At 62.2% G+C, this 24,148-nt stretch carries 25 protein-coding genes; 10 read left to right on the top strand and 15 right to left on the bottom strand.

What is annotated here, in order from left to right:
* Nucleotides 1-254 precede the first annotated feature (254 nt).
* Genes JZX88_RS20110 through JZX88_RS20125 form a run of 4 tightly spaced genes read left to right on the top strand, consistent with a single transcriptional unit; the run spans nucleotide 255 to nucleotide 4,942 of the window.
* Nucleotides 255-869, top strand: coding sequence for a TnsA endonuclease N-terminal domain-containing protein (locus tag JZX88_RS20110; RefSeq protein WP_173995685.1), 615 nt, complete (start codon nucleotides 255-257; stop codon nucleotides 867-869).
* A complete protein-coding gene (locus tag JZX88_RS20115; protein WP_173995684.1) occupies nucleotides 866-2,545 on the top strand; it encodes a Mu transposase C-terminal domain-containing protein in 1,680 nt (559 codons plus the stop codon). Before JZX88_RS20110 ends, JZX88_RS20115 begins: the two co-directional genes overlap by 4 nt.
* The gene (locus JZX88_RS20120; protein ID WP_173995683.1) at nucleotides 2,536-3,441 is read left to right on the top strand and encodes a TniB family NTP-binding protein; all 906 of its coding nucleotides are present in this window, start codon (nucleotides 2,536-2,538) and stop codon (nucleotides 3,439-3,441) included. The genes JZX88_RS20115 and JZX88_RS20120 overlap by 10 nt, the downstream gene beginning before the upstream one ends.
* Nucleotides 3,392-4,942 (top strand): TniQ family protein, encoded by a 1,551-nt coding sequence (locus JZX88_RS20125; protein WP_173995682.1) that lies wholly within the window; start codon nucleotides 3,392-3,394, stop codon nucleotides 4,940-4,942. The genes JZX88_RS20120 and JZX88_RS20125 overlap by 50 nt, the downstream gene beginning before the upstream one ends.
* A 75-nt stretch (nucleotides 4,943-5,017) precedes the next feature.
* On the opposite strand, the gene JZX88_RS20130 is transcribed toward JZX88_RS20125, so the two are convergent.
* The 6 genes from JZX88_RS20130 to JZX88_RS20150 all read right to left on the bottom strand — a co-directional run bounded on the left by JZX88_RS20130 (nucleotide 5,018) and on the right by JZX88_RS20150 (nucleotide 8,036).
* Nucleotides 5,018-6,094 (bottom strand): replication initiator protein A, encoded by a 1,077-nt coding sequence (locus JZX88_RS20130; RefSeq protein WP_173995681.1) that lies wholly within the window; start codon nucleotides 6,092-6,094, stop codon nucleotides 5,018-5,020.
* Between the two features lie 18 nt (nucleotides 6,095-6,112).
* Nucleotides 6,113-6,394: an AlpA family transcriptional regulator gene (locus JZX88_RS20135; RefSeq protein WP_060719725.1), complete on the bottom strand. Its 282-nt coding sequence runs from the start codon at nucleotides 6,392-6,394 to the stop codon at nucleotides 6,113-6,115.
* A gap of 140 nt (nucleotides 6,395-6,534) precedes the next feature.
* A complete protein-coding gene (locus JZX88_RS26310; RefSeq protein ID WP_371741209.1) occupies nucleotides 6,535-7,053 on the bottom strand; it encodes a DUF2285 domain-containing protein in 519 nt (172 codons plus the stop codon).
* On the bottom strand, nucleotides 6,986-7,297 hold the full coding sequence (locus JZX88_RS26165) for a transcriptional regulator domain-containing protein (RefSeq protein ID WP_236775390.1): 312 nt from the start codon (nucleotides 7,295-7,297) through the stop codon (nucleotides 6,986-6,988). Before JZX88_RS26165 ends, JZX88_RS26310 begins: the two co-directional genes overlap by 68 nt.
* Before the next feature lie 125 nt (nucleotides 7,298-7,422).
* A complete protein-coding gene (locus JZX88_RS20145; RefSeq protein WP_173995679.1) occupies nucleotides 7,423-7,686 on the bottom strand; it encodes a DNA -binding domain-containing protein in 264 nt (87 codons plus the stop codon).
* Between the two features lie 113 nt (nucleotides 7,687-7,799).
* On the bottom strand, nucleotides 7,800-8,036 hold the full coding sequence (locus JZX88_RS20150) for a hypothetical protein (protein ID WP_173995678.1): 237 nt from the start codon (nucleotides 8,034-8,036) through the stop codon (nucleotides 7,800-7,802).
* A 154-nt stretch (nucleotides 8,037-8,190) separates the two neighbouring features.
* Here JZX88_RS20150 and JZX88_RS20155 point away from each other — a divergent pair, with 154 nt between their 5' ends.
* The 4 genes from JZX88_RS20155 (at nucleotide 8,191) to JZX88_RS20170 (ending at nucleotide 11,516) form a co-directional block, all read left to right on the top strand.
* Entirely contained in the window at nucleotides 8,191-8,409 is a 219-nt protein-coding gene (locus JZX88_RS20155; protein WP_173995677.1) for a helix-turn-helix domain-containing protein, read from the top strand.
* Between the two features lie 260 nt (nucleotides 8,410-8,669).
* Complete coding sequence (locus tag JZX88_RS20160) at nucleotides 8,670-9,464, top strand: helix-turn-helix domain-containing protein (protein WP_173995709.1); 795 nt, start codon at nucleotides 8,670-8,672, stop codon at nucleotides 9,462-9,464.
* The gene (locus tag JZX88_RS20165; RefSeq protein ID WP_173995676.1) at nucleotides 9,439-10,974 is read left to right on the top strand and encodes a GNAT family N-acetyltransferase; all 1,536 of its coding nucleotides are present in this window, start codon (nucleotides 9,439-9,441) and stop codon (nucleotides 10,972-10,974) included. Before JZX88_RS20160 ends, JZX88_RS20165 begins: the two co-directional genes overlap by 26 nt.
* The gene (locus tag JZX88_RS20170; RefSeq protein ID WP_173995675.1) at nucleotides 10,971-11,516 is read left to right on the top strand and encodes an AAA family ATPase; all 546 of its coding nucleotides are present in this window, start codon (nucleotides 10,971-10,973) and stop codon (nucleotides 11,514-11,516) included. The genes JZX88_RS20165 and JZX88_RS20170 overlap by 4 nt, the downstream gene beginning before the upstream one ends.
* A 27-nt stretch (nucleotides 11,517-11,543) precedes the next feature.
* On the opposite strand, the gene JZX88_RS20175 is transcribed toward JZX88_RS20170, so the two are convergent.
* The 8 genes from JZX88_RS20175 to JZX88_RS26450 all read right to left on the bottom strand — a co-directional run bounded on the left by JZX88_RS20175 (nucleotide 11,544) and on the right by JZX88_RS26450 (nucleotide 21,889).
* Nucleotides 11,544-12,344 (bottom strand): HNH endonuclease, encoded by an 801-nt coding sequence (locus JZX88_RS20175; protein ID WP_173995674.1) that lies wholly within the window; start codon nucleotides 12,342-12,344, stop codon nucleotides 11,544-11,546.
* Between the two features lie 201 nt (nucleotides 12,345-12,545).
* Entirely contained in the window at nucleotides 12,546-12,710 is a 165-nt protein-coding gene (locus tag JZX88_RS20180; RefSeq protein ID WP_173995673.1) for a hypothetical protein, read from the bottom strand.
* Nucleotides 12,711-13,171: 461 nt separating this feature from the next.
* Nucleotides 13,172-13,573: a single-stranded DNA-binding protein gene (locus tag JZX88_RS20185; RefSeq protein ID WP_060719729.1), complete on the bottom strand. Its 402-nt coding sequence runs from the start codon at nucleotides 13,571-13,573 to the stop codon at nucleotides 13,172-13,174.
* A 687-nt stretch (nucleotides 13,574-14,260) separates the two neighbouring features.
* Nucleotides 14,261-14,677, bottom strand: a complete 417-nt coding sequence (locus tag JZX88_RS20190; protein WP_173995672.1) for a hypothetical protein — start codon at nucleotides 14,675-14,677, stop codon at nucleotides 14,261-14,263.
* Between the two features lie 164 nt (nucleotides 14,678-14,841).
* Nucleotides 14,842-15,777 (bottom strand): DUF2493 domain-containing protein, encoded by a 936-nt coding sequence (locus JZX88_RS20195; RefSeq protein ID WP_173995671.1) that lies wholly within the window; start codon nucleotides 15,775-15,777, stop codon nucleotides 14,842-14,844.
* Nucleotides 15,778-16,106: 329 nt separating this feature from the next.
* Nucleotides 16,107-17,150, bottom strand: a complete 1,044-nt coding sequence (locus JZX88_RS20200) for a toprim domain-containing protein (RefSeq protein ID WP_173995670.1) — start codon at nucleotides 17,148-17,150, stop codon at nucleotides 16,107-16,109.
* Entirely contained in the window at nucleotides 17,150-21,493 is a 4,344-nt protein-coding gene (locus JZX88_RS20205; RefSeq protein WP_173995669.1) for a strawberry notch-like NTP hydrolase domain-containing protein, read from the bottom strand. Before JZX88_RS20205 ends, JZX88_RS20200 begins: the two co-directional genes overlap by 1 nt.
* Before the next feature lie 243 nt (nucleotides 21,494-21,736).
* Nucleotides 21,737-21,889 carry a hypothetical protein gene (locus JZX88_RS26450; RefSeq protein WP_336510556.1) on the bottom strand — a complete coding sequence of 51 codons (153 nt, stop codon included), beginning with the start codon at nucleotides 21,887-21,889 and terminating at the stop codon, nucleotides 21,737-21,739.
* Here JZX88_RS26450 and JZX88_RS20210 point away from each other — a divergent pair.
* Complete coding sequence (locus JZX88_RS20210; protein ID WP_336510554.1) at nucleotides 21,836-22,531, top strand: alpha/beta hydrolase; 696 nt, start codon at nucleotides 21,836-21,838, stop codon at nucleotides 22,529-22,531. The genes JZX88_RS26450 and JZX88_RS20210 overlap by 54 nt on opposite strands.
* Here the strand turns inward: JZX88_RS20210 and JZX88_RS20215 are convergent.
* A complete protein-coding gene (locus tag JZX88_RS20215; protein ID WP_206914545.1) occupies nucleotides 22,524-23,675 on the bottom strand; it encodes a C2H2-type zinc finger protein in 1,152 nt (383 codons plus the stop codon). The two genes, JZX88_RS20210 and JZX88_RS20215, sit on opposite strands and share 8 nt — an antisense overlap.
* A gap of 209 nt (nucleotides 23,676-23,884) precedes the next feature.
* On the opposite strand from JZX88_RS20215, the gene JZX88_RS20220 reads away from it, so the two are divergent.
* Nucleotides 23,885-24,121 (top strand): hypothetical protein, encoded by a 237-nt coding sequence (locus tag JZX88_RS20220; RefSeq protein ID WP_173995667.1) that lies wholly within the window; start codon nucleotides 23,885-23,887, stop codon nucleotides 24,119-24,121.
* Nucleotides 24,122-24,148: the final 27 nt, after the last annotated feature.

Raw genomic sequence — 24,148 nt, forward strand, 5'->3', positions numbered from 1 at the left:
GAGGAAGTTCCGGCGTCTCTGCCGTGGCTTGCGTCGTTTCGTCCTTACGGGAAACCGATCCGCAGCCGCTCTTTTTTGCGGTTACTGTCGTTTTTCCTTGAATCCGAGTCTGGTCGGCGAGGAATGTTGAGTCTTTCCGGACTCTTGGGCATGGCGCGATTTCCCTTGAATCATAGATTTTGTCCTTAAATCGTGGACCGGCCACTACATCTGGGTGTACGCTTAAGTGACACGCAGATGAGTCGGAGGGAGCGATGAGACGCATCCCGCTCAGCCGCCGTTCGCACATCACAGGGTTCGGAAGTTTTGAGGCCAGCCTCGTCGAGCATGAGAGCGCGCTCGAACGTGACTTCGCGTTGCTTGCCAGTTTCGACGATCCCGACGCGGTGATCGTGTCGCAGCCGATGACGATCCGGTTCGCGACCAATGATGGTCCTCGCCGATACACGCCGGACTTCGGTGTGAGCTGGAGTGACGGCCGATATGAACTCGTTGAGGTGAAGTATCGCGCCGATCTGCGCGCGAACTGGCCGGCATTGCGGCCGGGCTTTGTTGCCGCGCGCGATGCCGTCCGCGAGGCGAATGGCCGGTTCCGGATCGTGACGGAATCCGCGATCCGCTGCCCGCGGCTCGACAACGCCCGACGCCTGCTGCCGCTGCGCAAGGCTCCGCTCGACGCGGGAATGGCGGAAGCGGCCAGGGCCATTGTCCGGCGGATGGGAGCGCCGACGCTGCGCGAGACCGTGACGGCCATGCCGTGCGATCGCGTTGCGGCGCTCGGCGCGGTCTGGCGTTTGATGGCGCGCGGCGATCTCGTCTTCGACCCACGGCTTGCGGTCGGGTTCGACACCCGGTTGAGGGTGTCGTGACCCGGTCGTCGCCCGCCCCCGATCTGTCCGGGATCGCCCTGGAGGAATGGGAGAAGGCGCGGCGACGGCTCGAAGTTCTCAAGCCTCTCGCGCTGGCCGAGCGCCGGTCGCGGGGCATGGCGCAGGCGGCCGCGGACGAACTCGGGATCAGCCTGACGCTCGTTTACCGGCTGCTTGCCCGTTACGAGGCCGACCCTCGGCTGACCAGCCTTCTGCCCGAACGGCGCGGTCGCCGTGAAGGCCAGTTGGTCCTGTCGGCAGAGGTCGAGGACATCATCGGCGCGGTCATCGACGAGCTGTTCCTGACGCGCCAGCGGCAGCGCGTGAGCGATGTAGTCATGGAGGTGCGCAAGCGTTGCCGCGCGCTCGGCTTCGCAGCGCCGAGCCGCAAGGCGATCGACCTGCGGCTGCGCATGCGACCAGCTGCCGAAGTCCATCGCAAGCGCCATGGCCGCAAGGCTGCCCGCGACCGCTTCGCCCCGGCGGTCGGATCGCTGGATGCGCCCTGGCCGCTGTCGCTGGTGCAGATCGACCATACGCTGGTCGACGTGATCGTGGTCGACAGCCGGACGCGCGAGTCGATCCAGCGGCCATGGCTGACGCTGGCGATCGATGTGCATTCCCGCTGCGTCGCAGGCTTCCACCTGTCGCTCGAACCGCCCTCGGCGACGAGCGTGGCGCTGTGCATCGCTCACGCCGCCCTGCCGAAGGACAACTGGCTGAGAGCGCGCGAGATCGATGCGGTCTGGCCGGTGAACGGCATTCCCGAACGTCTGCACCTCGACAATGCCAAGGAGTTCCGTTCTGCCGCGCTGAAGCAGGGCTGCGTCGAGCACGGCATCGACATTGACTATCGGCCGGTGCGCACGCCGCACTACGGCGCGCATATCGAGCGGCTGATCGGCACGATGATGGGCAAGGTCCACCTTCTGCCGGGCACGACCTTCTCCGACGTGCGGGCGAAGGGCGATCTCGATCCCTCGAAGAGCGCGGCGATGACGCTCGATGAGGTCGAACGCTGGCTCGCCCACGCCGTCACCGGCGTCTATCATCGCGAACTGCATCGCGGCATCGGCGCGACGCCGTTCGTCGCGTGGCAGCGCGGCCTGGAGGGCAGCGACGAGCAGCCGGGGCGCGGCAGCACGACGCCGGTGGTCGATGCGCGCAAGTTCCTGATCGACTTCCTGCCGATGGAACGGCGGCTGGTGCGCCGTCAGGGCGTGTTCCTGCACACGATCGCCTATTGGTCGGACGTGCTGCGCACGCTGATCGGCGAGCGGGAGAAGATGATCGTGCGCTACGATCCGCGCGACCTGAGCCGGATCTACCTGTGGGCTCCCGACGGCCGTTATTACGACCTGAGCTATGCCGATCTGCGGCGACCGCCGATCAGCCTGTGGGAGCATCGCCTGGCGCTGAAGCGCCTGCGCGAGGAAGGCCGCGAACAGGTGGACGAGGAAGCGATCTTCGCCACGATCGACCGGATGCGCGGCATTGCCGAGCGAGCCGTCGTCGAGACCAAAACCATGCGGCGGCAGCGCGAGCGCCGGTTGCAGGCCGCAAGGGCGGTTCCCGTCAAGCCCGACGCCGCGAAGCCCGCCAGTCCCGATCCATCGGCGTTCGAACCGCTGCCAGAGAACGAGCGGCTGTTCACCAACGTGGAGGAATGGCTGTGACCGAACAAACCTATCCCCATCTGCTGCCGGCCGTACAGGCGCTGGCGGACGCGCCCGCCGAGGCGCGCATACGGCGTATCCGGACGGATCGTTGGCTCGGCTACGCACGGGCGGAAGCCGCCTTGTCGGCGCTCGAGGACCTGTTGTCCTTCCCGAAGCGGACCCGGATGCCGAACCTGCTGCTGGTCGGGCCGAGCAACAACGGCAAGACGATGATCGTCGAGAAGTTCCGGCGCAGCCATCTGCCAGGTTCGGAGGAAAGCGCACGCGACGGCGCGATCCGGGTGCCAGTGCTCAAGGTGCAGATGCCGCCCGCGCCCGACGAGAGGCGGTTCTTCTCGGCGATCCTCGAAGCGCTCGGCGCACCGGACCGGCTGAACGACAGGCTCTCGACCAAGCAGGATACGGCGGTGCGCATGATGCGCGCGACCGGCGTGCGCATGCTCGTGATCGACGAGGTCCACAACATGCTGTGCGGGTCGCGCGACCAGCAGCGGCGGTTCCTGAACCTGTTGCGCTGGCTCGGCAACGAGCTGCAAATCCCGCTCGTGGCGGTCGGTACGGCCGAAGGGCTTCGGGCGATCCAGAGTGACGACCAACTCGCCAACCGCTTCACGCCCTTCGGGCTGCCACCGTGGGAAGGCGGCGCGGAGTTCTCGCGCCTGGTCAATACGCTGGAGGCGTCGATGCCGCTGAAAGCCGCGTCGAACCTGTCGGCTCCACCCATGGCGCAGCGGTTGCTCTCCATATCGGAGGGCATCCTTGGGGAGGTGGTGTCGATCGTCACCCGTGCGGCCGTGGCGGCGATCGAAACGGGAGAGGAAAGAGTCTGCCCGGAGATGCTGGATGATCTGGGGTTCATATCGCCCTCCGAGCGCCGTCATGCAGTGGTCTGAGAAGGATCTGTTCGCGGTCGAACTGTTCGAGCCGCCCGGCGATGAGCCGGGAACGCAGCGCCCGCGCTTGCCGGGTGGGACCGCGCCCTTGCCGGGAGAAGCGCTGGCGTCGTGGCTGCTGCGCTATGCCGAACCCTTCGGGATCGCGCCCGACGACCTGCTTCTGCGCAACAGCGACATGGAGTTGACGGGGCGCGGCGACTGGTGCCGGCGTCCGCATCCTCATCTGGTCGAACGGCTGGCAACCGCGACCGGCCTCGATCCGGCGGGGATCACGGAGATGACCTTCGGAGCCGAAGCGGGCGATGAACCTCTCGACGATCTGCGCGAGCGCTTCTCCGCACAGCGCTTCCGTGCTCCGACGACGATCAGCCGCCGCCAGCGGCGCGTGGCTGTCTGCACATGCTGTCTCGCCGATGATGCCGTGCCCTACGTTCGCCGGGACTGGACGGCCGGATGGGCGACGGTCTGCGCGGACCACAACACCGTATTGAACGGCGACTGCCCGGAATGCGGCTACAAGCTGCGTATGCCGGCGCTGTCGTCGCGCGATTACTTCGCGCCCGACCGCTGCCCCCGCTGCGCGTTCCGGCTTGCGACGGCATTGCCGCGCGAGGCCCATCGCGCCGCTGTCGCCCTGCATAGACAAATCCGCGAAGCGCGCGAAAGCGGCGTCTTCGATCTGCCCGGACAGGGCCCCATTGACTGGCCGGTCGCCCTGGCGCTGTTCGATGTGCTGCTCGGCGCCGTCTGGATCGACACCAGGCTCGTGGTCCGTCGCCGGCTCGTTGCCCGCATCGAACGTGACTTCGGCCGTGGGGTGCTCGGGCCGGAGCCGACCAGCAGCTATGACGGCCTGCTCATCCTTGCATGGATACTGGACGGATGGCCCGACCGGCTGCGCACCGCCATTGCGATCCTGCAAGGCCCTCGCCCCCGACGGCAGATCGAGCGCTGGCGCGATCTCGATGACGCAACCCGACAGAAGCTGCTCGATCTGCTGCTGGCGATATGGCCCGACCAGAAGCCTGCCGACGACCGCGGATGGTGGCGTGCCTGGATCGAGAACCTGCCCGAAACCGGGAACGAATTGCGTGCTCGCGCCGCCGTCGATCGCTTCCCGCATCGGCACGCGCGGTTGCTCGCGCTCGCCGACGTGCGCGACGGCATGCCGGTCGAACTGGCGGCAGAAGCTGCCGGCATCATGCCGCGAACCCTCTACATCTGGCTTAGACGCGGCGCTCAGGGTGGCCTCGAAGCCGCCCTCGATCGGCAACGGGGCGCGCTCAATCAGGCGCAGGCCATCGAGATCGCCCAGTGGATCGCCGAAGCTCCGACCAACCAGCCGCGCTGGCGATCCAACCGCGTGAAGAACGAAGTCTTCCGGCGCTTCAGGCTGGAGATCAGCCTCGACGTCGCCTCTCGCCTGCTGCGCAAGCATGGGCCATGGGTGCGTCGCCGTGTCGGTGCCCCTCGTCGATGGAGCCAGCCCCATGACTGAGTGCACGATTAAGGGGAAATCCCGTTCAACGATTAAAGGAACGCGAGTCCACGATTTAAGGAGCCGTTCAATCATTTATCGGCCCCCGTCCACGCTTTTGGGGAAACCGACAGTTACGCTAAGGCCGCTTGCGGTCTCCCGGATGAGCTTTTGCACATCGCGCGCGCGCTCTTCAAAGTTAGATTCTGGGTTAGATTCTAAGTTAAGAGCGCGATTTCCGGTTTTATTGCCATCGGTTAAGCCCTGTTTGCGTTCCCGATAGCACGATACCGGCGTTCCTGATGGCACGATATTGGGCGTTCCCGATAGCACGAGGCCGTCCACAGGTTGTCCACAGGGCGCGAAGGCAAGCAGCATCCGGCCACCGACCCCCATTTCCATGAACAGCGTGTAGCCGGGCAACGGCTGGCGGCGGATGATGTCGCGCATTTCGAAGACAAAGCGCCGGAAGGGAGACAGGCTGCCGGATTTCTGATGAAGGTGCCGGAAGTCAAAGCGCCACCCATCGCGTTGGCGGCCACCGTGCTTGCGGACGATCCGGTAAAGCCAGCGATCAAGCCCGCCCGTCAGATCGAAATAGGCGCGATCGATGGTGAGCACGAGCGCGTCATCGAGGACGGCCTGGTAGAACCAGTCTGGAAAGATCATCTCGATGCCGTCCGGCCTGCCGTGCCGGTCCGTCCGTTCCTTCCACTCATTGATCCACGAGAAGCGGTGACGGCGCCCCTCGGCGGGCTGGCGGATGGTGGTGGCGACGGTGGTGGACTGGAGCCGGTCGAGTGCCGCCTTCAGGCGCTGATAATCCCGAAGCGAGGTGCCGCGACCGACGAACTTCAGGATTTCGTAGGGGGTGGCGGCCATGAGACGCGAGGTGCGCAGCCCCGCGTCGCGCGCCTCGACGATCTGGCTTGCCGCCCAGATCAGGATGTCGGCGTCCCAGATCGTGGCCATGCCGTGATCGGGAACGGCTTCGACCCGGATCGTCACATTGCCGGCGATGAAGTCGATCGGCGTGACACGATGGGTTTTCGAGAGGGAGAAAAATGGGAAAGCCATAAGATCCTGCGCGTCTCTTGGCGCGAAGTCGCCCGGGAGCGCCCGGAACAGATCGAGCTGCCCACGCTCCGAGGAGGACCGATGCCGCGCCGCCATTCGGGAAACCGGCCGCGATCAGCGTGCGTAGCGGCCGGGCTGCGGCACGGCGGGGAGCGTCTGGCGCTTCGCCGGCAGCACCTGGCCACGCGGATCGGAGGTCGAAGTGACGGCGCCGCGCTCGGCCCAGGCTTCGAGGTCGTCGACGGCATAGACGACGCGGCCGCCGAGCTTGCGATAGGACGGGCCGGTCCCATAGGTCCGGTGCTTCTCAAGGGTTCGGGCGGAGAGGCTCAGGAATTCCGCGGCTTCCTTGGTGCGCAGGTAGCGCGGCGGCAAAACGGCAAGATCGGGTCGCATGGATCGGGCCTCCGTGGGGTTGCTGGTGGCCGCTGCGGTTCAGCGGCGGATGACGACCACGGTGGCGGAGAAGAGCCGTCAGGGGGGATGGGGAATTTAAAGGGGCTAAAATCCCCACCCCATGGCTGGAACGAAAACTGCTAGGATCGGCGGCGGCGACGTAGCAACTGGAGATAGCCGCCATCGACCATCGTAAAGCCGCCCTCAACGAGGCCGATGACCGCGTCTCGCAAGGAGGATGTTTTCCAGGGCTCGGAGGCGACGCGCGAACGTCCGTAAATCGCGATGGCGATGTCACGGTAGGTCGCGCCGGCTGAGCGAGCATCGAAGACGCGCAGCATCTGGCGAGTGCGCCGCCGACGCTGCGGCGTCAGGCGATTGTCGGGCGGGACGCGCTGGCTGGTCAGCATGGCCGAAAAGCGGATTAGCGCGTGAAGCCGATCCGGTGTGTCGTCGTCGAGGATGATGATGGCGACCAGAATGCCGCCGGAATCGGAATCGATCCGGATGACCTCGAAACGTTCTTCATGGACGCTGATCCGCTGGTGCCAGTCGCCAGAGCTGTCGACCGCGTGTGCTCGGATGAATTCTTCAGCAGTCCCAGTATCGCTTGAAGCGAATAAGACCCTGTGGAGCAGAATGGCTCCGGGGTCGGCAATCGGGGTCCAGAAGACGGGCTGGTCGAGTGCTGTGCGCTGAGGATCTGCAACAAAAGCACAATCCCCATTTTTCAGCGACTTCGCGCGCTTGGTCGCTATGAAGCTGGCCGCGAGCGGCAAGATCCCTGTAGGCTCTCCGGTAGTCTTCGTTTCGCCGAAGGAATTCCCAGGCGAGTTCGGAAGTTGTCAATTGATCGACAAAATCGTAGTTGGCGTCCGATCGCCAGTCTTGGTCTTGCGGCATTCCTCCAAACCTCCACACATTTTACGACTGTGGGTTACGGAGGGGGGACGATCTCAACTTCGTCGGCTTTTGGGAACAACGAAGGCCGCGTAACGTGATGCAGGTTTTGCATCATGCGACAGTGATCAATGAAGGCTTGAGCGCAAAAGGGCGGAATGGCCGTGTTCGGCCATCCACTTCGCTCGTGCAAGATGAGCTGCATAGATCCGGCGAGCGCGCTCGGCATCGCGCTTCGGATCGAGGAGAAGTACGACTTCGGCAACCTCCATCCAATCGGCACCCTCCGCCTCCGCATCGAGAAGACGCAGATAAAGCTTGAGATGCTCACGGTCGTAGGCCGTGAGTTCGGCGTCGGTCGGCGGACAGTCCGCGAGTTTAACTTTGGTCATGCAGTCCTCCCGTTCCGCTTTTGCCCACGTTGCTGGCGATCGTGAGCGGAATTTTCAATGGTATAGTAAAATTTGGGCTCGAGAATATGCGCACCGCTATGATCGATTCCGAATTAGCGCTTTTCGCTGACAAGCATCACTCCCACACCAGGGCCGGAGTTGAGGAAGACGATCCTGTTGTCTTCAGAAACCCGTCGTACCTGATCGCGCGCGCTCTCATACACCTCGAGACCGCTTTCGGATTCGAGGCGCTTGAGCGCGGTCCGTGATACCCGGGCCTTGTCAGCAAGCGTCTCCTGTGTCCAATCCAGAAACGCACGCGCAGCCCACAATTGTCGGGCGGCGGTCATTACATGATCACCCCTCACACAGATCTGCGCACATTCCAAACTACGGCTTCTCTGTTCGGGCCATGCTGCTTGCACGACCCCAATCTTCGCCATTGGCTCACTTACATACTATAGTTGATAAACTTAAAGTATGTAAACCGCGATCTTGCGGCGCATGGATATGCGCAAATTGGTCGGCCAAAACTTCGCCCGCCTGCGTCGGGAGAAGGGCCTGACCCAGGAAGAGGTTGAGACGCGTTCTGGCTTTAGTCAACAATACCTCAGCAGCCTTGAACGCGGCCGACGGAATCCGACCGTGATCACGCTATATGAACTGGCTCAAGCTCTCGGCGTCAGCCACGTCGATCTTGTTATGCCCGACGATAAGAATTGAGCGAAATCTCCCGCTAGATCATGCTTCTCTTCGTGGTAGGCACACGGTCGCCACAGGATGGGATCAGAGGAGCCGATGGAACCATCTTCTCTATTCGGGCTACGCTACTTGCACGACTCCGATCTTATTTAGTCGTTTTGCCAAACTACAAGGAGGTCTTCGCATGACCTTCAGGTTCCGCACATGTCTTGTTCGCGCCCGAATATTCCCTTAAAGGAATATCCAAAGTGATGTGATTCGGAGAGATACGGTGTGGAATGATGTCGGGTGAGCGCGAATTTGTTGACGCCGTCCGGGTTGGCGATGGCGACGCGGGACGCGTCGTGGGTCAATCTCTCAGGGCGTTGAGGGAGGCTGCGGGCTTTACCCAACTCGAGATGGCTAAGCGTTTGGGTGTCGGCCAAGCGGCGATTTCCAAAATCGAACAGCGAGGCGACGTCCAGATATCTTCGTTACAGCGCTATGTCGAGGCTCTCGGTGCGAGCTTGCGCATTGATGCAGCATTTCCAGTCCATTCGGAGTTGGGAATACGGATCCAGTCCGAGCTTGGTAGAGCCATTGCCGACGACGATCAGTATGTCCTTCCGATTTTTGGCGACCGCGATGATGCCCGCCCTACAATACGGGACATCGTTATCAGCATAAAGCCGAACTATTCGGGCAAGATATTTGATGGCGTTAAGACCATTGAGCTGAGAAGGCGGTTCCCCTTGTCAGTAGCTCCCGGCGCTACTGCGTATATTTATTCTACGTCACCAGAAATGGCTTTGGTGGGCGCAATTAAAATCGAGAACGTTGAACGTCTTGCGCTTTCTGTCCTATGGAAAAAGCACGGTCGATCTGCTTCGATCAGGAAAACCGATTTTGACGAGTACTTTAGTGGCCTGGAAGAAGGCTTTGCACTGAAATTGTCTACGCCGCGCCGATTTCCGAGGCCGCTGACCTTGCCCGAATTGAAAGAGCGATTTGGATTTAAGGCTCCGCAATCTTTCCTCTATGCGAAGCCCGAGCTTCAAAAGGCGCTCCGGAATGAGCACACAAACATATCTGATTGATACGAATGTAATTATTCATCTGGAAGACAATAAAACCGTAGAGCCGGCCTTTTCCGCACTTACAAGCCTCGCCGCCAAGCACAAGGTCGATATTTTCGTTCACGAGGCCGCGCGCGACGATGTTGGCCGCGACAAGGATACGGCCCGCAGAGCGATATCTCTAAGTAAGCTCGGTAAATTTCAATCCCTATCTAAAGTCCGCGGCTTGACCGCCGCAGACCTTTCAAAGGCATTCGGGCCCCTTCCGAAGCACAACGACATAGTCGACGCCACCCTGCTCCATGCGCTTCACATCGGCGCCGTGGACTTTCTTGTCAGCCAGGACAGAGGCCTCCATGAGCGGGCCAGGCGCCATTCTCCGGAACTCGGTCGCCGGGTGCTCTATGTAGCAGACGCTGTTCAGCTCCTTCGAACGACCTATGAACCGATCGAAGCGCCGGTGCGTTTCGTCGATGAGGTCGCCGCTCATGCGATACCTCTGACGGACACTATCTTCGACAGTCTGCGCGAGGACTATCCCGGTTTCGATAAATGGTGGACGGAAAAATGCGTAAAGCAGCGGCGTCTTTGCTGGATCATCGAAGACGACGGAGTTGCCGGCCTTCTCGTCAGAAAGGATGAGACCGGCTCGGATACCGACGCAACTGAAAAAGCCAACAAGATACTGAAGATCTGCACGTTCAAGGTTCGGCCGGAGAGACGCGGCCTTAAGCTCGGTGAGCTGCTCTTGAAGAAGGTCTTTTGGTTCGCTCAAAAGAACAAATATGACCTCGTCTATGTCACCACATATGAGGGACAGACCTCCCTTATTGATCTTCTTGAGTATTTCGGGTTCACCCATACTGCGACAAAAGAGGACGATGAGAGGATCTATGAAAAACGTATGGGCACGCGCGCACCCACGCCGACAGATGGCGACAATCACTTTGATGTCCATCGGCTGAATTATCCGCGCTTCGCCATCGTGCCGGACACCGCGGCGTTCGGTATCCCGATCAAAGAGGGTTATCATGACATCCTCTATCCGGATCTCAAGCAGCAGAACCAGTTGGATCTCTTCGGGGCGCTCGGGTTAGGAGGAGGCCCGCGGCGACCGGGCAACACAATCCGAAAGGTTTATCTGTGCCGCGCCCCATCAAATTTAGGCCCGCCAGGGTCACTCTTGTTCTTCTACAAGGGAAAATCGGCGGCGTCACCGTCGCAGGCAATGTCGGCAATCGGAATACTTGAGGACGTTCGTCTTGCGCGATCCACCCGGGAACTGCTCCAGATGACAGGCGGACGGTCGGTATATAGTGAAAAGGACATCGAGGGCTGGCAGGCATCTGCCGAATCGCCCGTCAAAGTCATCAACTACCTGCTCGCCGCCTATATTGATCCTGCTATCGGGTTGAAGCAGCTTCAAGAGAGCAAGGTTATTGCGGAGCATCCGCCTCAATCGATTTTCCGCATACCGCGCCCTCGTCTGGATGTCCTGCTTTCGCAAGTCGACCTTGGATTTCAAGCATGAGTAGGCGGAGGGTTATTGCCTTGGTGGGTTTGCCAGGCGTCGGGAAATCGACGCTTCTCGAAGATGCGCAACGAGGACTTGTTTTCGAGCATTTACAGGCCAGTGATCTCATCAGGGCGGAGAGGCAGGAGCGCCAAGGCAAGCCTGTCGCCCACGATCTTCTGCGCGAGGGAAATATCGATGACAACCAAGCCCTTCTGATATCCGGCTTCATGAGACGCGCGCCGGAAGAAGGATTGATCGTTCTCGATGGTCACACCGTCATAGACACCCCTGATGGTCTAGTGGAAATTTCGCCTTCAGTTTTTTCGGCGATCGATGTTTCCCGCTTCGTTATCCTGGTCGATGACGTTGAAAAGATCGCATTGCGACGTTTATCGGATACACGGAGAACGAGACCGACTCGATCGCATGAAGAGCTCGCTGAACATCAGGAACGGTCGGTACTTGCGGCCTATCGTGCTGCGCTCGCCCTCAGTGTCCCTCTGTTCGTTGTCCCTTTGAACAAGCATCCGGATATCGCAATGTTTCTCGATCGGTAGTTCGGTCCACCAACGGAGGTGACATTGCTATTTGGGCATCGCGGCAAGGCCGCCATGCCTGTCGGTGTATAGTGGGCTAAGGCCGCCAGTCTGCTCAAGCCAACGCCGATAGCCGGAAATTTCGGGCCCTCCCAGGTTGATCGTAAACTCCACCCCGAATATCGCCAGGACAAAGAACCATTCGCTTTGATCGGTTACAAGAAAATCGAACTCGTGAACAATCTGCTCTGCATTACCCTTGGGCCCGAAAGTCTTTCCGTTTTGATGATAAATGGTCCTGATGTGAACGGGCCAAGGGCTGACATAACCCTTTCTGGCATGATCGCGCAGGACATCAAACTGCGCCTCGTCACAAATGTAGGCAATACCTTCGGGAAACTCGACAAGGCGCAAGGCCATCGCCTCCAGCGCGATCTTCGCTAGGAATCGCGAGACTACCGGCGTATTGGGGAGGTCTCCAGCCAGCGGAAACAGCACCGTTCCTTCCTTAACCTGGAGAAGCCTCGCGAGATCCGGCTCGGACACCTGGACTGAGGTGAAATCATACTTCGGATATTTTGTAAGCAGTGCCGGTATATCCGGTGCTATCAATCCGGTTATCGATGGGATGTTGCCGCGCTTGCTTTCAATATCCTGCTGGAAACGCAACTGCCGAACGGCCGGCAGATCCAAAAACGGCTTTTCGACCTTTCTGGAAAAGTAATTGTTGCAGCCGTCACAAACGATTCCCTTTGGCAAAACGTGCCGTTTATTCCCCAGAGATTCAGGAATTATGTGTTCTACACTTTTTGATGAAGAAGATGATTGCTTACAGAAAATGCAACGCACAAAAATCCCTCAAATTGCGAGTTGGCATTATATCGCGACGGAGGCGACAACTCATCCGCTTCCGCATGAGGAATTTCGCCTCGTTGAGGAGCGCGCGAATGTGCCATCTACAGTAGTCGCTGCTGGCTTTGAATACCAGCAGGAACCTGCAGCCGGCGGCTGCAACGCCGGTCCCCGGCGGCGGGGCCGAAGCCCTATCCCTCAGGTGAATGGATCGATCTCCCTGATGACGGTCTCGTCATCACCGTCATACTCGGTGGCGGGCATCACGCTGACGGTTCCGTCGCCGGCACGGAAGATGACGATCGAGACCATCAGGGTGGCGGCGAGGCTGAGGGCGTAGGCATGAGCGTCTGCAAGGGACATTTTCCGGCTCCTGTTTGGAGGCGGGGACCATCCCCCGCTCGACAGGCGCCCGAAGTGTTTTGGTCCCGACCGGGGTCATCGCGGAGGCAAGGCCGAGGCGACCGCACGCTCGCGTAGCGGACCCTGAAAGGGTTGACCCTGGAAGGCCGGGATTGAAACCAAGGTTGCGTCTCAAAGAGCGGGGAATGGTGCGCGCAGGCAAGAACCGGAAAACCTTGCAGCACCCATCGCTGCAACTGTTCGATGCGCCACCCTGATGGTCTCGATCCTCGGCGTGCCCCAGAGATGGAACGTGATGCCCGCCGCCAGATATGACCGGATGGGACTGGGCGAGATTTGTTCGCCTGAGCCGGACAGGGCTTCAGTCGTCGCCGGACGAGATTGGCCTGAACACGATGGTCGTGATCAACGCGAACATGAAAATCCCGGCGGCTTGCGCCGCCGGGCTCCTGGCATCCCGCTCAAAACGGGATGTCGCTGTCGTCGGTGAACTGACCATCTTCGTTGTCGGTCTGCTTCGCCCGGTTCAGGAAGTCGACTGTCTCGGCGATGATCTCGCAGCCATAGCGGTCGTTGCCCTGCTGGTCGGTCCACTTGGTGTAGTGGATGCGGCCGCGAACCAGAACCTTCATGCCTTTCTCGCAATGTTCCTGGATCGTCTTGCCGAGGCCGTTGAAGGCGGTGATGCGGTGCCATTCGGTGTCCTGGACCCGGTAGCCGTTATTGTCCCGGACCACCTTGCCTTCCGAGTAGCGTGGGCGCGAGGTCGCCAGGGTAAAGTGGGTGATGCTGGTGCCGCTCTGGGTATTGCGGGTTTCGGGGTCCTGGCCGATGTTGCCGGCGAGAATGACGATGTTCTGCATTGTGAGTCTCCGTTGCTCCTCGGAGGGACCATCCCTCCGACGAGACCCGGCCAAGGCCGTCCGGAGACGCCTGCACTGACGCCTCGGCGGCAGCTTGACCCCCAAGGTCGGAGTGGTGCGGGCAGGCGCTTTGCGCCAACTCGGTCCGAAACCGCGGGGGTTGCGGTCGGAAACTGAACGGACTTAGGGGATCAGTCAGTCGGAGGGATTGGTGCCTTTGAGAGCCCAAACGGAGCCGCACAGCAGGATCTTCGTCCCTGCCGGCAGCAGCGTTCTGACAGGATGCCCCTGCAATCCCATTATCGGGGGCAGCAGCAAGACCCGCCTTTACCGGCAACCTGTGTCTCCAGCCGGACAGACGGGCTGGGACACCAACGGCTACCGAGCTTCAGGCAGATGGCATCGCTCCGCATCCCAATGGCAGAAAGCTCGATCCACGGACATTGGCGGACATGGGGAAATGAAGGTGCTCGCGGTTGACCACTGCTCCAAGCGGGCCGACCAGCAGGGCACCGACTTATACGCGGCCGCGGGATTGGGGTTCGATGACCCGCTTCCCGAACCGGGCGAGGCAAAATCGAAAACCTTGGACACGGCGCTGGCACACCGGCCCGGTCTAATCAGCCGGAGGCCCCGACCGCAAGTCGCGGGGATTTTCTCAGGGAGCGGCAGATCGCGACGGCCACATCAGCGCGAGAGGACGGACGTACCGAGCGCGTTGAGGTTGAGCATCGCCGCGATGCCGATGAACAGGCCGCCTGCGCCGCCGAGCAGGTTCAACACGATCGTGGAGTCGACGAAATTCTTCGTCACGCCGTGAACGAGGGCATAGCCGGCGATCATGGCAGGCACAGCGAAGACGGCGAGCGCTATCAGGCGCAAACCCGGATTTTTGGCAAAGCCGACAACGGCGATCACCAGCGCCACCGAAAACAGAGCCGCAACGATGGCGGCAAGTCCTGACATCAGGAACCCGGCTTCCATTCCATGGACGTATTGAAAGGCGGTCAGCCCGGCCATAAAGGGCAAGGCATAGATTGCGAAATTATAGGCGATGACGCAAAGCGTGATCGTCAAGGAAATGGCAAGCAGAATCAGCGTCATGGAAACCTCCAGATGAACGGGTGATGGTCACGACAGGCTGCCGGCTGATACGCTCCACCTGCGACTATGCTGTTTCACCGTTGCTGCAAGGATGCTTTATTTGACCCAGAATCGGGACTTCCGTCAAGTAAAGGCGGCTGAAACAGCCGCCGGGCGGCGGCGCTTTACGCGCCACCGTCGAACTTCATGACGGGAATGCCGAGCTTGCGGGCCTTGTCCGCAAGGTTCTCCTGAATCCCTGTGCCTGGGAAGACGAGGACGCCGACCGGCAGGACATCGAGCATGGCATCGTTTCGCCTGAAGGGCGCGGCCTTGCCGTGCTTTGTCCAGTCGGGCTTGAAGCTGACCTGCTGGACCTTGCGGTGATCTGCCCAGCGGGAAGCGATCAATTCGGCGCCCTTCGGCGTACCGCCGTGCAGCAGCACCATGTCGGGGTGCTTTGCATGGACCTGATCGAGTTTCGCCCAGATCAGGCGATGGTCGCTGAAGTCGGCACCGCCGGTCACGGCAACCTTGGGACCGGCGGGCACCATCACCTCGGTGTCGGCCCGGCGCTTCGCGGCAAGGAAGTCGCGGCTGTCGATCATCGCCGAAGTCAGATGGCGATGGTTGACCATCGAGCCGGTGCGCGGCCGCCAGGGCGTGCCGGTGTGGTGCTCGAAAGCTTCCGCCGAGAGGTCTCGGAAGAGTTCCATGCTGTTGCGCCGCTCGATCAGGGTCTGCCCCTCTGCCGTCAAGCGCTCCAGTTCGACCGACTTCACCTCGCTGCCGTCCTGTTCCCTCTGAAGGCGGCGCTGCGCCTGCTCGTTGTCGTCGAGGTCGCGCTCCACCCGGCCGGTGGCCCGGTGGAAGAGATTGACCGTCCCCCAGAGCAGATCGTCGAGATCGGGTTCGAGGCGGGTATCGCCGAGTGTGGCGACGAGGGCGTCGAAGATATCTGTGACCGCGGCGGCGACCATATTGCCTTCCGGAAGCGGCCTCGGATCGGGTTCGTCCTGAAACGGACGCCAGCCATAGAGCTGGAGTTCGGTGAGGAGATGATCGGCGGGGGATGAGGCGTGGACCGGCTCGAAGCCTACGTTGTCGTCTTCGTTCATCATCGGGAGCATCCTTCGTCTGAGACCGCGTCCATCGCGGCCTTCGCAGGCGTCGAAGCTCACAGGCGAGACGGACTGGCAGCCATCGCACTTTCGCGAGGGCCTTGATGGCCAAGGCCGACTATTTTGTCTCGCGCTGCAAAGGCGGGCTCGTCCCCGCCGGCGGAAAATAGTCGGCCGCCGCGCCATTGCCCGGCCGGCCTGTTTGTGAGCCGATCGCCCTCTCAGAAGGCCGTGGGCGCCGCTCTCTCCGACGAGGAAGGATGTTTCCGGGCATGACGGAGACGGCAGGTGGGGATGCCTGGGGCGCGCCTCATCCACCGGCGATCTCCTTACCCCTCCATGAACCGGCTGATGTCTTCGGGATGAAGCTGATCCTTCAAAGCCGCCCGGAGGGCATCGGTGCCGCGCCAGCGCAGATCGTCGTTGAAGTCCTCGCCAACCGGCGATAGCGCAATCGCCTCGATGCCGACGCTCTCCGCTCGGGCGGTCAGGCTGTCCCTTGCCCCATCCCCGGCCGGATCGCGATCGCGAAGGACATAGAGCCGGCGCAGCGTTGCCGGGAACAGGATGGCAGCGAGGTGCGCGGCCGACAGCGCCGCCAGCATCGGCATGAAGGGCAAGACCTGGCGGGGCGACAGCACGGTCTCGATCCCCTCTCCGGCGGCGAGCACCTCGCCGGCCACGCCGAAGCGGACGCCGTGCCCGAGAAGGTCGCCCATCGCCCGCCTCGGCGTTTCAACAGGCGCCTTGCCTGAACCGTCCGGGGCGAGCCAGGTGCGGTGCGCGCCGGTCTGCCGTCCGGCAAGGTCGGTGACGGAAGCGAGCATCGCCGGCCATGTCTCAGTGGGAGAATGCTCGTCGGGCCTGTAAAAGCAGCGCGGATGGTAGCGCAGCGCGGCCGTGCCGAAGAGCGACGTGATCGCCCGCCCGCCCAGGTAGATTTCCGCAAGCGTGCCGCCGATCGGCTGCGACATGGCGAAGAGCCGCCGCGACGCTTCGGGCGAGCTGACCGCCATGCTCGATGTCCTGCCGGTCGGTGTCCTCGTCCTTTCCGGCTCGGGGTGTGGGAGCGAGAGGAAACGGCGTGCTTCCTCGGCCACGTCCTTGAAGTCGACAAGACCAAGTGCCTCGCGAATGACATCAAGAAGGTCGCCGTGTTCGCCCGTTGCGCCGTCCGTCCATTTCCCTGCGGCTCCCTTGCCGGTTTCCGGCCCGGCAAGGCGCACGAACATCGACCGGCCGGGGCTGTTCTGGGGATCTCCGACCAGCCAGTACCGCCCGGCACGGTGGCCGGACGAGAGATAATGGCGGCAGACCGCCTCGGCATGTCGGCCGAGACGGATTGCCAGGTCTGAGGCATCGTGACGGGACATCACGCTACCTCCCGTTCGGCGACGCGTTCGACCGGATAGGTTTCGAGCAGCTTGCCGAGCGCCGTGACGCCCGTGGCATCAGTTGGAACAAAGAAGCGGAGCTTCCACGAGATGATCTCGGTGAAGAGGCCATACGCGCGCAGCCGCTCGCGCATGGCCCCGCTGAAGCCGGAAAGCTCGATGCGGTTCGCGCCCATGACGCGGACGCGGCGAAGCTGCAGGCCCTCGGCAAGATCGAGGATCGTGCGGCCGTCCATCAGCGCGGCGAAGGCATCATCACCTGCAAGCACGGTCCTGCCGGCCGCAGTCGCATTGGCGGCCCAGGCCGGAGAGACGCGGCGACCGATGATTCGCTCGCCGTCATCGGTCTGTAGCCGATAGACACGCGTCGATTCATTCGGCAGGCGTTTCCACACCGGCAGCAGAAGCCCGGCGACCACATGGATGGTGCTGTCCGAGAAGGCCGGCACTTCCGAGGCTTCGCGGCTCCAGATGGCGGCGAACGTCTCGCGGTCGATTTCCTCCCAATGACTTTCCGCCATCATCTTCAGCGAAGCATGGTGGTGCTCCATCGGCCGGATCAACCGCACCCGCCGCTCGATCTCGCCATCGTCTAGCATCAGCGAAGGCGCCGGAACCTGCACGGCGGCACGACTTGACTTGGCATTTACCAGCAGCTTGCCGTTGCCGTCGGCGATCCAGCCGAAGGCATCGTCGAGCGTCATTGGCCGGTTGCGCCGCCGCTCGGTGATGGTGAGCAGCCGCGTTTCGGCTCCGGTGGCCGGATGGGTGTAGATCGTCTTGCGGTCGGTGACGACGAAGCTCTCGGCCGTCAGCGTCTCCAGCCCGATATCGTAGATGCCGCTGGCGATGGCGCCCTGCACCTTGGCGTCGAGCAATTGCTCGAAGGCGGCGAACAGGATGCCCTGAAGTTCGATGGTGAGCGCCAGAAGCCGGTTGAGGAAGGTCGTAATGGGCGGCAACTCGTCCTTGACGCCGTTGCTGTCCATCAGCTTCAGGCCGGTGGCAGCCTCGAAACGGTCGAGCGAGCAGCCCTCGATCTTGCCCCGCACCAGCAGGAGATAAAGCTGGCGCAGCGCGTCGCGCGCGTAGGGCGATTCGAGATTGTCTTCGGCCCTGAACAAGCCCTGGCCGCCGGTCTGGCGCTGGCCGCGCGTGATCGCGCCGAGCGTGTCGAGACGCCGAGCTATGGTGCTGAGGAAACGCTTCTCCGCCTTTACGTCGGTCGCGATCGGGCGGAACAGGGGCGGCTGCGCCTGGTTCGTCCGGTTGGTCCGGCCGAGCCCCTGAATGGCAGCATCGGCCTTCCAGCCGGGCTCCAGCAGATAATGGACGCGCAGGCGGCGATTCCGCGCCGACAGTTCAGCATGGTAACTGCGCCCCGTCCCGCCCGCATCCGAGAAGACCAGCACGCGCTTCAGGTCGTCCATGAAGGCGGCCGTCTCCGCCAGGTTGGCGGATGGCGCACGGTTCTCAACGACAAGGCGATCGCCGACGGGCTCGGCTCCCGTCATGGAGGCGGCACCCGCCTTGCGGACGATGCGGCGGGAGCGGCCCGTCACTTCCGCCACTATGTCCGTGCCGAAGCGCTGGACGATCTGGTCGAGCGCGCCGGGAATGGGCGGGAGCGAAGCAAGCCGCTCGATCAGGTCGTCGCGGCGGGCGACGGCTTCGCGGCTTTCGACGGGCTGGCCATCGCGATAGACCGGACGCGACGACAGGTTGCCATCCGAATCCGTGAACGGCTCGTAGAGATGGACCGGAAAGGAATGGGCGAGGTAATCGAGGACATATTCCCTGGGGGTGATGTCCACGCGGACGTCGTTCCATTCCTCGGTCGGAATCTCGGCCAGCCGACGCTCCATCAGCGCTTCGCCGGTCGACACGATCTGGATAACGGCGGCGTGGCCCGCCTCGAGATCGCGCTCGATCGAGCCGATCAGCGTCGGGGTTTTCATGCTGGTCAGGAGGTGCCCGAAGAACCGCTGCTTGGCCGATTCGAAGGCGCTGCGGGCGGCGGACTTCGCCTGCCTGTTCAGCGTGCCGTCGCTGCCGGTGATGTTGGCCGCCTCCATCGCCGCGTCGAGATGGTTATGGATGATCGCGAACGCGCCGGCGTAGGCATCGTAGATGCGGCGCTGCTCATCCGTCAGCTTGTGCTCGACCAGCTCGTATTCCACGCCGTCATAGGACAGCGAGCGCGCGGTATAGAGACCGAGCGAGCGGAGATCGCGGGCCAGAACCTCCATGGCTGCAACGCCGCCGTCCTCGATCGCTTCCACGAACTCGGCCCGCGTGGTGAAGGGGGAGTCTTCCCCGCCCCACAGGCCGAGCCGCTGTGCATAGGCCAGGTTATGGACCGTAGTGGCGCCGGTGGCGGAGACGTAGACGACGCGCGCATCGGGAAGCGCGTGCTGCAGCCGCAAGCCCGCGCGCCCCTGCTGTGATGCGGCGACATCGCCGCGTTCTCCCTTGCCGCCGCCGGCGTTCTGCATTGCGTGGCTTTCGTCGAAAATGATCACTCCATCGAAGTCGGAGCCCAACCATTCGACGATCTGCCGGACCCTGGAAACCCTCTCTCCACGGTCGTCGGAGCGTAGCGTGGCATAGGTCGTAAATAGGACGCCTTCCGACAGGGTGATCCTTGCGCCTTGAGGAAAGCGCGACAGCGGCGTGACCAGCAGGCGCTCCATGCCGAGGGCCGACCAGTCACGTTGCGCGTCCTCGATCAACTTGTCGGATTTCGAGATCCAGACAGCCTTCCGGCGACCACGAAGCCAATTGTCCAGAATAATGCCGGCCGACTGGCGTCCCTTGCCCGCGCCGGTCCCATCGCCGAGCATGAAGCCGCGGCGAAAACGCACCGCCTTTGCGGCGTCGGCCGGGGCGGCCTGAATGACGTCGAACGTATCATCGACCGTCCACGATCCGGCGAGATAGTCGGAGTGGGCTTCGCCAGCATAGATCACGGTTTCCAACTGGGCGTCGGACAGAAGGCCGAGGATGTTGGCCGGCAGCATCGGCCGGTAGCTCGGCTTCGGCGGCGCGACGCTCGCCATCGCAGCGGACTGCACCAGCTTTGTCGGATGCGCCTGAGAGCCGGGAATACGGATCGACTGCAATCCGTACTCCTCATAGATGGCGTCGGTCAGATGAGCGGTGTCGGGCAGCGTCCAATCCACCGTCTCGTAGGCCAGCTCCACACCTTCGGGATCGGAGACGACGGTCGCGGCAAGACGTGACGCGGCCGAGCGGGCGAGATAGCCGCGCACGCTCTTGGGCGCCGCCGCCGGAAGCTGCGCCGGGATTTGCGGCAACGCGACCGGCGGGCGGGCCGGAACCTGCGCCTCGATCCAGCCGAGCAGCGTGGCGACGTCGGGCGCCATGCCCGGCGAGGCCGGGACGATGGCCGGATCATCAGCAGGCGTCTTGTCGATGACCGTGAGCCGTGTCGGGAAGGTCGTGCCGTGTTTGGCATAGACCGGGCCGGCGATACCGGCGGAAAAGACGATCGTGCTCCTGTCCTGCAAGCGGACGAAGGCGTCGCGCCAGTCGGGAAGTTCCGGACCGACGTTGGCGCCGGTGATCGTCACCAGCCGCCCGCCAGGCGCGAGGCGGTTCAGCGCCGAGGCGATATGGCGGAAGCTGGCATCGGCCACACGGCCGGAGACATTCGCCAGGGTCGAGAATGGAGGATTCATCAGCACCACGGATGGCGCGGCGCCTGGTGCGAGATGATCGTCGATTTGCGCGGCGTCGACGCGCGTGACGGCGATCGCCGGAAAGAGAGAGGCGAGCAGTTCGGCGCGAACCTCGGCCAGCTCGTTGAGGAGGAGCGTGCCGCCGCTGATCTCGGCCAGGATGGCGAGAAGTCCGGTTCCAGCCGAAGGTTCAAGCACGATGTCATTCGACGTGATGGCCGCCGCCGTCACGCTCGCCAGGGCCAGCGGAACGGGCGTCGAAAACTGCTGGAATGCCTGGCTCTCCTCCGAGCGTCGAGTGTGCGTCGGCAGGAGACCGGCGATTTTCGACAGGGCGGAAAGCCGCGAAACCGGAGAGACGGCTTTACGGAAAAGCGCACGTCCGTATTTGCGCAGAAATAGGACCGTGGCGACTTCGCAAGCGTCGTAGGCTGCTTTCCAATTCCAGACTCCGCTGGAATCGGACACACCGAAGGCGGTTTCCATGGCCGAGCGCAGGACAGTCGTGTCGACGCGCTCACCGCGTTCGAGATGGTCGAGAAGGTGATTGGCGGCCGCGAGAATGGCGGGCGCATGGGCAACAGGCGCGACCGGAGCGGCCACGGGCAAGGCGATGTTCATGAGAGGAAGCCTCAGGAGAGCGGGAACGGGAAGCCCGCGCAGCGCTCTCTCTCGACCGCCCGGGCTCAAACCCGTCCCACGGTCCTCTTCCTTTCCGACAACCGCCATTACATGCAGATTTGCATATTGCGGCTTCCCCCCGCGTCATGAACATGCGTGGCAACCGTCCCCATCAAATCCGGGACGGCGACGTGAACGATAAGCGACATGAGAGAACATATGGAAGAACAGTTTTTCGACACATCACACGGCAGAATAGCTTTTTACGATAATCGCGCCGATGGCCTTGCGATTGTGATGTTGCACGCCAACTCTATTTGCAAAGAGAGCTTTGCGCCCCAGATTGCGGCATTCGGGAACACATACCGAACCATTGCCATCGACCTGCCCGGTCACGGAGGCTCCTCCGACGCGACAGACCCACGTCGAAGTTACAGCATGAGCGGCTATGCGTCCGCCGTGTCCGAGTTGCTGGTCGGGATCGGCGTGACGCGATACATGCTTCTTGGCCACTCGCTCGGCGGTCATGTCGCGCTGGAACTGCTCGCGCGCCACGAAGCGTCGATTGCCGGCGCCGCCCTTTTCGGCACGCCGCCGATCGAAAACAGCATCGAGGGACTGATCGCCGGTTTCGTGCCCAGCCCGGACATGGCCTATACCGGCAGCCTCGTCATTACCGAAGAACAGGTCGGAATGATCGCCAGGATGGCGCTCGGGGAAAAGGACGAAGGCAATGAAACGTTCCTCGCCGCGATCCGGCGCACCGACGGCCGGGCGCGGCAATATATGATGGAAGACGCACAGGCCGGCAAAACCAGCGACCAGCGCAAGGTGGCCGAAACGACGGCGATCCCCCTGCTGATCATCAACGGCGCTGACGATCCCGTCGTCAATCTGGACTATGTCGACAGCCTCTCTTACCGGAACGTCTGGACGGGCAAGCCGATCCGGCTCGCCGGGACAGGTCATGCCGTCCATCGCGAGGAGGCGCAGGCGTTTAACAGGCTGCTGGCCGAATTCCTCGAAACGATCACCTGATCAGGCCGGCGCATCCTCGCTTGCGTAAAAACGCCTGCATCGCTTCCGAGATCGGCGGCTCGATGTCGAAGACACCGAACCGCTGACGAAAGCGATCCCACTGGCGCCCCAACAGACCCCGGCGCCGCGCATCGGGGCACATCCATATCCAGTCGAGCCGCCAAGGATTCTTGCCACGTCCAGCCGGCTGGGGGCGAAACGTGCAGGCGCCGACGATCCGGTCCTCGTCATCGGAAAACAGAAACCCGACCGCTTCACTGTCGTGATCGGGGTCGGTCTGCCATTGCACGAAATCGTAGCCCAGCTCGCGCTTGAACTCGAGCGCCCGATCATAAACCGCCTTGCGTTTCCATTTCGGTGAAGACGCATCCACCCAGGGAGCGTCGAGATCGCGAGACAATGCGTCTGCGAATTGCCGGTTCGGCTTCGGGTCGATGATGGCAAAGCGCTTGCGGTGGAACGACCGGTGCACCTGTTCGTCGGTCCGCAGGCCCTTGACGTAGAGCATTCCGCAATCGGGGCAGGTCACGGATTGCGTCTCTGGGCGCTTGCGATATTTCGGAGCGACGATCTTCAGCCACAAGGGCTCGCCATCGTCATCAATCACATATTCCAGTCGGTAGCCCGATCCCGTCTTGTGTCGCATCGTGCGCATTCCCCGCCATGGCCGGTGAGGCGCCGAGAGGGTCACAGGCGGCATGCGATGACGGTTCTGATCATAGAAGAGAACTGAGATCTCGTCCTCGCACAGATGGGAAACCGGCGGAGTTGCCCCCTTGAGCCGAGCGCACAAGGTCGTCAGATCGATCCGGAAGCCCAGCCGTTCGATGAAGATGCAAAAGGCGGCGGCATCGATCGCGGAAAGCATGGAACGACCGAAACCGTCATCGAGCCGATACTTCGGGCGCGAGAACACAGCGCGAAACGGCAGGTTGAGCGCGGCGGCGAACTTTTCGATATCAATGACCGCAGGCGGGTCCGATCTGCGGTCGAGCATTAGCAGCAAATCTTCGATATCGGCTGTCGATGCCCATCCGGCCTCAGTAATCCTTGTGGCCAACGAAACCGGAACAGGGCGATCGGACGGCTCCGGTCTTTGCAACGCATCCCATATCGCCCGGATCGTTTGTCCTTCGACTTCCATGCGATCCCCCAAATGCAGCGGCGATATTGTTTCGTCGGATATTCAAACTATTGTCCAGAAGGAAATAAGCAGGAGAAGATCATAAATCGGAACTGTCCGCCATGAGTTGAGATATTCTCCCGGCACAGGATGATTCCTGGTGCGGACATGGCCCGTCTTGTCGATGACGCTATGGTGACGGCTCGTGCATGGGTTATGGAGGCCGAAAAATGGTAACAGTTATCTGGGCGCCGCCCGAAATGCCGGATGAACGTCACATCGTTGTGCGCGTTCACAGGGACGGCGTTCCCGGCACCAGTGAAAAAGGTTATTTCCACGTCAGCGACGAAGAGGACTGGAGAGGTTCCGGCCCCTTCGACATGCTTCTGAACGAGGTGATCGAGCGGGCAAAGGAGCAGGCTATCGACCGGGGCCTGTCGCAGGTCGTCGTCGTGCGTCGCGACTGATCGCCATAACCGAGTCCGGAGGATCGG

Source organism: Agrobacterium sp. OT33, from assembly GCF_017313365.1.
Taxonomy (GTDB): Bacteria; Pseudomonadota; Alphaproteobacteria; order Rhizobiales; family Rhizobiaceae; genus Agrobacterium; species Agrobacterium rhizogenes_A.